This is a genomic window from Streptomyces sp. NPDC051173 (assembly GCF_040689515.1).
In the GTDB taxonomy this organism is placed as follows: Bacteria; Actinomycetota; Actinomycetes; order Streptomycetales; family Streptomycetaceae; genus Streptomyces.
The window spans coordinates 1-10,931 of sequence record NZ_JBFBBD010000127.1 but is presented as its reverse complement, the minus strand read 5'-3'; the positions used below and the strand labels follow the sequence as shown (position 1 = coordinate 10,931).

At 72.6% G+C, this 10,931-nt stretch carries 2 protein-coding genes; both read right to left on the bottom strand.

Going from position 1 to position 10,931, the window contains the following annotated elements; all coding sequences use genetic code 11:
- Positions 1-5,310 (bottom strand): type I polyketide synthase (locus tag AB0435_RS33235; protein WP_366428651.1); only part of this gene is annotated, 5,310 nt, incomplete at its 3' end.
- Positions 5,311-5,399: 89 nt separating this feature from the next.
- Positions 5,400-10,895 carry an SDR family NAD(P)-dependent oxidoreductase gene (locus AB0435_RS33230; protein ID WP_366428650.1) on the bottom strand — a complete coding sequence of 1,832 codons (5,496 nt, stop codon included), beginning with the start codon at positions 10,893-10,895 and terminating at the stop codon, positions 5,400-5,402.
- Positions 10,896-10,931: the final 36 nt, after the last annotated feature.

Below are 10,931 nucleotides of genomic sequence, written 5' to 3'. Positions count from 1 at the left end.
CACCAACTCACCCAGCAGATGCCGGGCGAGCACCACAGGACTCGGATAGTCGAAGACCAGCGTGGCCGACAACCGCAGACCCGTGGCCGCGTTCAGCCGGTTCCGCAGCTCCACCGCGGTCAACGAGTCGAAACCGAGCTCCTTGAACGCACGCTCGCTGTCGACCGAGCTTCCGTCGGCGTGTCCCAGGACAGCGGCGACCTGCGTGCACACCAGCGCCCGGAGGGCGTCGTCCCGCTCGGACTCCGACAGGTTCGCGAGGCGCCGCCACAGCTCCGGGGCGTCGGCGCCGGACGACGCCTCCACCGTACGGCGCGTGGGGATGCGCAGCAGGTCGCGCAGCAGCGCGGGCACCACTCCGGACGAAGCCTGGGCACGCAGCGCGGGCAGGTCGAGCCGCAGGGGCAGCAGCACCGCTTCCGCCGTGGTCGCGGCGGTGTCGAACAGCGCCAGGCCCTCTTCCGAGGTGAGCGGGGAGATGCCGCCGCGGCGCATGCGGCGGACGTCCGCCTCGTCCAAGTGGCCCGTCATGCCGCTGCGTTCGGCCCAGAAGCCCCATCCGAGCGACACCGCCGGCAGGCCGTCGGCGCGCCGGTGGGCCGCCAGGGCGTCGACGAACGCGTTCGCCGCCGCGTAGTTGCCCTGCCCCGCACCACCGAACGTGCCGGCGGCCGAGGAGAAGAGCACGAACGCGGACAGGTCCAGGCCCCGGGTCAGCTCGTGCAGGTGGAGGGCCGCGTCGACCTTGGGCCGCAGAACCGCGTCAATCTGCTCCGGCGTGAGCGACTCGACGACGCCGTCGTCGAGCACACCGGCCGCGTGCACGACCCCCGTCAGGGGGTGCTCGGCGGGCACACCGGCCAGGAGCTCCTCCAGGGCCGCGCGGTCGGACGTGTCGCAGGCCGCCACGGTCACCGAGGCGCCCAGCGCGGTCAGTTCCGCCGCCAGCTCGGGCGCGCTCGCCGCCTCCAGGCCCCGCCGGGAGACCAGCAGCAGATGCCGCACACCGTGCCGCACGACCAGGTGCCGTGCCACAAGGGTCCCCAGCGTGCCGGTCGCACCGGTCAGGAGCACGGTGCCTTCCGGGTCCCAGTCGAAGCCGGACTCCGCCGTGGCCGCGGCGGCGCGCGCCAGCCTCGGGGCGAACAACTCGCCCGACCGTACGGCGATCTGCGGCTCGCCGGAGGCCGACACCGCGTCCAGGATTCCGGTGCCCGTCTGCCGATCGTCCAGGTCGACCAGGACGAACCGGTCCGGGTGCTCCGCCTGCGCCGACCGGACCAGGCCCCACACCGCGGCCGCCGCCAGATCGGGGACATCCTCACCGGGTGCGCTCGACACCGCCCCCTCGGTCACCACGACCAGCCGCGAACCGGCGAACCGCTCCTCGGCCAGCCACCCTTGCAGCATCTCCAGAGCCCGCCGCGTGACGTCCCGTACATCAGCCGGGCCGCCATCGGGAGCCGCGGTGAAGGAGACCGCCACCGCGTCGGGAACCGCCGTGCCGTCCTCCACGGCTGCCCGCAGCGCCGCCAGGTCCGCATGGGCCACCGCGCCCGGCGCATCACCGAGGTACGCGGCCGCCGGGCCCAACGCCGCCCACCGTGCCGTGGAAGCGGCGGCGCGCATCGGGACGCCGCGCCACGCGACACGGTAGAGCGCGTCGTGCGTGGCGTTCGCCGCGGCCTCCAACTGCTCCGCCGACACGGTACGCGTGACCAAGGACGTCACCGCCGCGACAGGAGCACCGGTGGTGTCCGCCGCGACCAGGGACACCGCGTCCGGGCCTGCCGGGGCGAGCCGTACGCGCAGCGCGTCCGCACCCGTCGCGAACAGGGACACCCCACCCCACACGAACGGCAGGCCGGGCCCGCGGTCGCCCGCGTTCCGCTCCCGGGCGTCCGGGCCCGAGGCCATGGCATGCAGGGCGGAGTCCAGAAGGGCGGGGTGCAGCCCGAAACGGCTCGCGTCGGCACGCTGCTCCTCGGCGAGTACGACCTCGGCGAACACCTCGTCGCCACGGCGCCAGGCCGCCCGTACGCCCTGGAAGGCCGCCCCGTACCCGAGCCCCGTCGCCGCCAGCCGCTCGTAGAGGTCGTCCACCGCGACCGGCCCCGCACCGGCCGGCGGCCAGACGGCCAGCTCGGCGGCGGCCGCGGCCTCCTCGGCACCACGGGCCGGGCCGTCGGTCAGCACACCGGTGGCGTGCCGCGTCCAGGGGCCGTCGGCGTCGTCCTCGGGCCGGGAGTACACCGCCAGCGGCCGCCGGCCCGCCACGTCCGCGACGCCCACCGACAGCTGCACCTGCACCGCGCCGTCCGCGGGCAGTACGAGGGGGGCTTCGAGGGTCAGTTCGTCCAGGTGGCCGCAGCCGACCGCGTCCCCGGCCCGCAGGGCGAGCTCCACGAACGCCGTGCCCGGCAGCAGCGTCGTCCCGGCCACCGCGTGATCGGCCAGCCACGCGTGCGTACGCAGCGACAACCGGCCCGTCAGCAGGAACCCTTCCGCGTCCGCCAAGGCCACGACCGCCCCCAGGAGCGGGTGATCGGCCGAGCCCAGGCCCAGGCTGGCGGCGGCGTTCTGGCTCACCACCGGGCCTGTGGTCTCCAGCCAGTAGCGCTCACGCTGGAAGGCGTACGTGGGGAGGTCTACGCGACGCGCGCCCGTGCCGTCGAAGAGCTTGGCCCAGTCGACGGAAGCCCCGCCGACGAAGGCTTCGGCGACGGAGATCAGGAAACGGTCCAGGCCACCTTCGTCGCGGCGCAGCGAACCGACGGCGGTGATGGGTGTGTTGTGGGTCTCGGCGGTCTGCTCGACGCCCATCGTCAGGACCGGGTGGGCGCTGGACTCCACGAACAGGCGGAAACCGTCGTCCAGGAGCGCCTGGACGGTCTCCTGGAAGCGGACGGTCTGGCGCAGGTTGCGATACCAGTAGCCGGCGTCGAGCGTGCCGGTCTCCAGCACACCACCGGTCACCGTCGAATAGAACGGCACGGACGCAGAGCGGGGGGTGATACCGGCGAGGTCACGCAACAGCGCGCTCTCGATCTCCTCCACGTGGGCGCAGTGCGAGGCGTAATCCACCGCGATACGACGGGCACGGACACCGTCCGCCCCGCACCGGGCGAGGAGTTCGTCGAGGGCGTCGTTGTCACCGGAAACAACCACCGTGGCGGGTCCGTTGACGGCTGCCACTGCGAGTCGGCCGTCCAGCCGCTCCTCGACCGCCTCCGCATCCAGGGAGACCGAGACCATCCCGCCACGGCCGGACAGCGCACGCAGAGCCTTGCTGCGGAGTGCCACCACCTTCGCGGCGTCCTCCAGGGAGAGCGCGCCCGCGACACAAGCAGCCGCTATCTCACCCTGCGAATGCCCGATGACAGCCGCCGGCTCCACACCGGTCGAACGCCACACCTCAGCCAGGGAAACCATCACGGCCCAGAGAACCGGCTGCACAACGTCGACCTGGTCAAGCCAGCCGGCGTCCTCCGCACGCAGCAGACCAGTCAACGACCAATCCACATACGGCGCCAACGCAGCCGCACACTCCGCGACCCGCTCCGCGAACACCGGCGACGAATCCAACAACCCGGCAGCCATACCGACCCACTGCGACCCCTGCCCCGGGAACACGAACGCCACACGGCCATCCGCACCCGCAACACGACCCCGCACCACACCCGGAGCCTCACGCCCATCCACCAGAGCGCTCAGACCACCCCGATGCCCCGCCAGCACCACAGCCCGATGCTCGAAAGCACTCCGGCCGGCCGCCAGCGAGAAACCCACATCCAGCGGCGACAACTCCCCCACATGCGCGAGCAGCCGCTCCGCCTGCCCCCGCAACGCACCCTCGGACTTACCCGACACCACCCACGGCACCACCGACGGCTCGACCCGCGCCGGCTCCTCCTCGGCGACCGGCGCAGGCGCCTGCTCAAGGATGACGTGCGCGTTGGTGCCACTGATGCCGAAGGACGACACGGCCGCCCGGCGGAGTTCGTCGCTCTCGGGCCACGGTGTGGGGTCGGTCAGGAGCCTGACGGCCCCGGCGGACCAGTCCACGTGCGGGGACGGCTCGTCGACGTGCAGGGTCTGCGGCAGCAGGCCGTGCCGGATCGCCTCCACCATCTTGATCACACCGGCGACGCCCGCGGCCGCCTGGGTGTGGCCGATGTTCGACTTGATCGAGCCGAGCCACAACGGCTCGCCCTCGGGCCGCTCCTGGCCGTACGTGGCCAGCAGCGCCTGTGCCTCGATCGGGTCGCCCAGCGTCGTGCCCGTGCCGTGCGCCTCCACGGCCGCCACCTGCTTGGCGGAGAGCCTGGCGTCCGCGAGGGCCGCGCGGATGACGCGCTGCTGGGACGGGCCGTTCGGCGCGGTCAGTCCGTTGCTCGCGCCGTCCTGGTTGACGGCGGAGCCGCGGACCACGGCCAGCACGGGGTGGCCGTTGCGCTGCGCGTCCGACAGGCGTTCCAGCAGGAGCAGGCCGGCGCCCTCGCCCCAGCCGGTGCCGTCCGCCGCCGCCGCGAACGGCTTGCAGCGCCCGTCGGGGGCCAGGCCGCGCTGGCGGCTGAACTCCACGAAGGTCCCGGGCGTGGACATGACCGTGACACCGCCGGCCAGGGCGAGCGTGCACTCGCGTCGGCGGAGGGCCTGGGCGGCCCAGTGCAGGGCCACCAAGGAGGACGAACAGGCGGTGTCGATCGTCACCGCCGGGCCCTCCAGGCCCAGCGTGTAGGCCACCCGGCCGGAGGCGATGCTGCCGGCGGTGCCGTTGCCGAGGTAGCCCTCGACTCCCGCCGGGACCGACTCCAGGCCGGTGCCGTAGTCGTGGTACATGACGCCGGTGAAGATGCCGGTACGGCTGCCGCGTACCGACTCGGGGTCGATGCCGGCCCGCTCGAACGCCTCCCAGGCGGTCTCCAGCAGCAGCCGCTGCTGCGGGTCCGTGGCCAGCGCCTCGCGCGGGGAGATACCGAAGAACGCCGGGTCGAATTCCCCGGCTCCGTGCAGGAATCCGCCTTCGCGCGCATAGCTCTTGCCCACGGCGTCCGGATCGGGGTCGTAGAGCCCCTCGACATCCCAGCCGCGGTCCTCGGGAAAGCCCGAGACTGCGTCCACACCGGCGGCCACCGACCGCCACAGCTCCTCGGGGGAGCGCACGCCGCCGGGGTAGCGGCAGCTCATCGCCACGATGGCGATCGGCTCGTGGTCGGCGGACTCCGCCTCTTGGAGGCGCTGCCGCGTCTGGTGCAGCTCGGCAATGACTCGCTTGAGGTAATCCCGGAGCTTGTCTTCGTTACTCATCGCGCTTTCCCATCAAAAGCTGTCGGTCATAAGGCAGTCGACCGAAAAGAGATTGACCGACGGGCGGTCGGACATTGCGGGCGATCGGCTCAGATGATTCCGAGATCCTCGTCCACCATCCTGAAGAGGTCGCCGTCCGACGCCGATTCGAGTTTGTCGGCGAGGGCGGCGCTTTCCGGCATTTCCTGTGTCTCGTCGTATTTCGCCAGCAGGTCCCGCAGCCGGGAGACCACGTCCGTGCGGCCGATCTCCTCCAAGGTCATGGCCGACAGGCCGGCTTCGAGCCGGTCGAGGCGCACGGCCAATGGCTCGACCGCGGTGCCGGTGTCCCGCGTCAGTTCCTGGTGGAGGTACTGCGCCAGGGCCGTCGGCGTCGGGTAGTCGAAGACGAGGGTGGCGGGCAGCCGCAGCCCGGTGGCCGCGGTCAGCCGGTTGCGCAGTTCCACGGCCGTCAGCGAGTCGAACCCGACGTCCTTGAAGGCACGCCCCGGCTCGACCGTTTCCGTTCCGCCGTGGCCGAGGACGGCCGCGACGTTCCGGCGTACGGCGTCCAGCACGACGCGCTCGCCTTCCGCCGCCTGGGTACCGGCCAGCCGCTCCCGCAGCCCCGCCGACGCCCCGGCGGTCTCCGCGACCGCGCGGTTCCCGGGCAGACGCAGCAACTCGCGGAGGACGTACGGCACTTCGCCACCGGCTTCCTGGACGGTCGCCCGCAGGGCCGCCGTGTCCAGCCGCATCGGCGCCACCATGGCGGACCCACCGGCGCAGCAGGCGTCGAACAGGGCCAGCCCGTCGTCGCTCGACAGCGCACCGAGGCCGATGCCGCCCATGCGCCGCTTGTCGACCTCGGCCAGCCCCTCGGTCAGCGCGCTGCGCTGCTCCCACAGGCCCCAGGCCAGCGACAGGCCGGGCAGGCCCTGGGCGCGGCGCCGGGAGACGAGCGCGTCGAGGAAGGCGTTCGCGGCGGCGTAGTTGCCCTGCCCGGCGGCGCCCAGCGTGCCGGCGACGGAGGAGAAGAGCACGAACGCCGAGAGGTCCAGCTCCCGGGTCAGCTCGTGGAGCACCACGGCCGCCTCCGCCTTGGGGCGCAGCACCGCGTCGAGGCGCTCGGGCGTCAGAGACGCGACGACACCGTCGTCGATGACGGCGGCGGCGTGCACGACGCCCTTCAGCGGGTGCTCGGCGGGGATGCCCGCCAGCACCGCACCGAGTGCGTCCCGGTCCGCCACGTCGCAGGCGGCCCAGGTCACCGAGGCTCCGGCGGCGGTCAGGTCGGCCGCCAGTTCCGCCGCCCCGTCCGCCTGCGCTCCCCTGCGGCTCAGCAGCAACAGGTGCCGCACTCCGTGTTCCGCCACCAGGTGCCGGGCCACGAGGCCGCCGAGGGCGCCGGTCGCTCCGGTGACGAGCACCGTGCCCCGCTCGTCCCAGGTGGCCGACGCCCCTGCCGACGTGCCGCTCTCGCCGACGCGCACCAGCCGGGGCACCAGGGCCCGTCCGTCGCGTACGGCCACCTGCGGCTCGCCCGAGGCGAGGGCCGCGGCGACGGTCGCGGACGCCGTCCCGGCGGGGTCGCCGAGGTCGAGGAGGACCAACCTGTCCGGGTGCTCCGCCTGCGCGGACCGCACCAGGCCCCACACGGCGGCCGCGTCGGCGTCGCGCACACCGTGGGCGTCGGTCGCCACCGCGCCCCGGGTGACGACGACCAGGCGGGAGTCGGCGAACCGCTCGTCCGCCAGCCAGCCCTGGACCCGCCCCAGCGTCCCGGCCGTCGCCGCGCGCAGCCCGTCGCCACCGCAGGTGTCGGCATCGGCACCGCTCGGGACCGTGAGGAAGACCCACTCCGGAAGGCCACCGCCGTCGGATCCGGCCGGGCTCGTCGGATCGCTGTACGCCGTCACGTCCCAGCCGGCGGACCGCAGACCCGCCACCAGGTCGTCGCCCCCGTCGCCGGTCACCGCGCAGCGGAGGGCGGACGGAGCCGCGGCCGCCGGTGTCGGCATGCCGAGCCAGTCCAGCCGGAACAGCGACTCGCGCAGGCCGCCACGGGCCGCGTCGATCTGCGCGGGCGTGACCGGGCGGGTCACCAACTCGTCCACCGCGGCCACCAACTGGCCGGACTCGTCGGCCACGACGACCGACACACCGTCCGTCCCGGCGGACGTCAGGCGCACGCGGACCCTGGCCGCTCCGGTGGCGTGTACGGACACCCCGTTCCAGACGAACGGCAGGCGGACCCGGTCCGCGTCCTCCGCGCCCGCGTCGACCAGGCCGGCGGGCCCGGCCACGTGCAGGGCCGCGTCGAGCAGCGCGGGGTGGATCCCGTAGCGGGTCGCCTCCTGGGCGTGCTCCTCGGGCAGCGCCACCTCGGCGAAGACCTCGTCGCCCCGCCGCCAGGCCGCCTGTACGCCTTGGAACACCGGCCCGTACGCCAGGCCGCCCAGTGCGAACTGCTCGTACATGCCCTCGATGTCCACCGCGACGGCTCCGGACGGCGGCCAGAGGCCCGGCTCGTCCGACACCTGCGGCGGCGTCCCGGTCGGGGTCGCGGTCAATGCGCCTCCGGCGTGACGCGTCCAGGGCTGGTCCGGGTCACCGGACTCCTGCCGGGCATACACGTTGACGGGCCGCCGGCCGCTGTCGCCGGCACCGCCGACGACGACCTGGAGCTGGAGCGCGCCGTGTTCGGGCAGGACGAGCGGCGCTTCCAGCACCAGATCGTCCACCTGGCCGCACCCGAAGCGGGCACCCGCGTGGAGCGCCAGGTCGACGAGCGCGGTCCCGGGCACCACCACCGCCCCCAGCACCGCGTGGTCCGCCAGCCACGGCTGGGTACGTATGGACAGCCGGCCGGTGAACAGGCAGCCGTCGGAATCCGGCAGCGTCACCGCGGCACCCAGCAGCGGATGATCGGCCGCACCCAGCCCGACGGACCCGACGTCCGTCGGCCCTGCCACCGACTCCAGCCAGTAGCGCTCGCGCTGGAAGGCGTAGGTCGGCAGCTCGACCTGACGGGGGCGCGCCGGGGCGAGCAGCGCTGCCCAGTCCACGGAGTGGCCCTGGACGTAGACCTGAGCCAGGGCTTCGAGCAACGAAGCCGCTTCGTCACGGTCCTTGCGCAGGGCCGCGGTGAAGAGCAGGTCAGGGGCGGTGTCCTGGCCCATGCCGGACAGGACACCGTCCGGGCCGAGCTCCAGAGTCGTGGTCACGCCCTGGTCCGCCAGGCATGCGACGCCGTCGGCGAAGCGGACGGTCGCGCGGACGTGGCGCACCCAGTAGTCCGGGTCACATATGTCTTCGGCGGTGGCGAGACCGCCGGTGAGGTTGGAGACCAGGGGGATGCGCGGGGCCTCGTAGGACAGTCGCTCGGCCGTCTTGCGGAAGTCGGCCAGCATCGGCTCCATGAGCGGGGAGTGGAACGCGTGCGAAACCCGCAAGCGCCGCACCCGACGACCCTCACCCCGCCACAGCGTCTCCAGCTCCGCCACCGAAGCCTCAGCACCGGAAACCACCACCGACGACGGGCCGTTGACAGCGGCGATGTCCACATCGGTGTAATCGGCGAGAGCGGTACGGACGGAGGTCTCGTCCGCCTCCACCGCCAGCATCGCCCCACCCGACGGCAACGCCTGCATCAGACGCCCACGCGCGGCGACGAGTGCGCACGCGTCCGCCAGCGACCACACACCAGCCACATACGCGGCCGCGATCTCACCGATGGAGTGCCCGGCCACATAGTCCGGCTTCACACCCCACGAAGCAACCAGCCGGTGGAGAGAAACCTCCAGGGCGAACAGGCCGCACTGCGTGAACACCGTCTCATCGAGAGCGTCACCGTCCTCGAACACGACCTCACGCAAAGGCCGTTCCAGCAAGCCGTCGAACTCCGCGCACACCTCATCAAACGCCTCAGCGAAGACAGGGAAAGCTTCGTACAGCTCCCGGCCCATCCCGGCCCGCTGACTGCCCTGCCCCGAGAACACCAACGCCAACTTCCCCGGCGCCGACATACCCCGGACCACACCGGCGGCAGGCTCACCCGACACCACCGCACCCAACCCGGCAGCGAAACCACCCAGCTTGTCGCCCAGGACGACCGCACGATGCTCGAACGCCGACCGCGCCGACACCAGCGAATGCGCAACATCGACCGGCTCAACGGCCTCGCCCCGCGTCAACGACAGCAACCGCTCCGCCTGACCCCGCAACGCCGCCTCGGACTTCGCCGACACCACCCACGGCACCACAGGCAACGAGCACTCCGAAGCAGCCGGAACCTCCGGCTCCGGAGCCTGCTCCACGATCACATGAGCGTTCGTCCCGCTGGCTCCGAAGGACGAGACACCCGCCCGACGAGGCCGACCGGTCTCCGGCCATGAGGTGGCTTCGGTCAGGAGTTCCACAGCTCCCATCGACCAGTCGACGTGGGGCGAAGGCTCGTCGACGTGCAGCGTGCGCGGCAGCTCACCATGCCGCATCGCCAGCACCATCTTCATGATCCCGGCGACACCAGCCGCCGCCTGCGTGTGACCGATGTTGGACTTCACCGAGCCCAGCAACAGCGGCTTGTCCTCCGGGTGTTCCTGGCCGTACGTGGCGAGCAGCGCCTGGGCCTCGATCGGGTCACCCAGCTTCGTACCCGTACCGTGCGCCTCCACCGCGTCCACCTCGGCAGCCGACAAGCCTGCGCTCGCCAGCGCGGCCCGGATCACCCGCTGCTGCGACGGACCGTTCGGCGCCGTCAACCCATTGCTCGCACCATCCTGGTTCACAGCCGAGCCACGCACGACCGCCAGCACCTGGTGACCATTGCGCCGCGCGTCCGACAGCCGCTCCAGCAGCAGCATCCCGGCGCCCTCGGAGAACCCCGTGCCGTCCGCACCCGCCGCGAACGCCTTGCAACGACCGTCAGGAGCCAGCCCACGCTGACGGCTGAACTCCACGAACAACGCCGGCGTCGCCATCACCGTCACACCACCCGCCAACGCCAGGGAACACTCCCCCTGACGCAGCGACTGCACCGCCAGATGCAACGCCACCAACGACGACGAACACGCCGTGTCCACCGTCACCGCAGGCCCCTCGAACCCGAACGTGTACGAGATGCGGCCCGAGGCGATGCTGCCCGCCGTTCCGTTGCCGATGTAGCCCTCGACGCCGTCCGGTACCGATGCGGTCGCGGACCCGTAGTCGTGGTGCATGATCCCGGCGAAGACACCGGTCTGGCTGCCGCGCACCGACACCGGATCGATCCCGGCCCGCTCCAGCGCCTCCCACGACGTCTCCAGCAACAACCGCTGCTGAGGATCCATCGCCAACGCCTCACGCGGCGAGATCCCGAAGAACCCCGGATCGAACTCACCTGCGTTGTAGAGGAATCCACCCTCGCGGGCGTACGCGGTGCCCTTGTGATCAGGGTCGGGGTGGTAGAGCGACTCCAGGTCCCAGCCACGGTCGTCCGGGAACGCGGACATCGCGTCCCCGCCCCGGGTGAGCAGTGACCACAGGTCTTCGGGGGCACGTACGCCGCCGGGGAAGCGGCAGCTCATCGCCACGATGGCGATCGGCTCGTCGACAGGCGTGGCCACAGCGGCGGCCGGAACCACCGCACCGGGGACGACCCC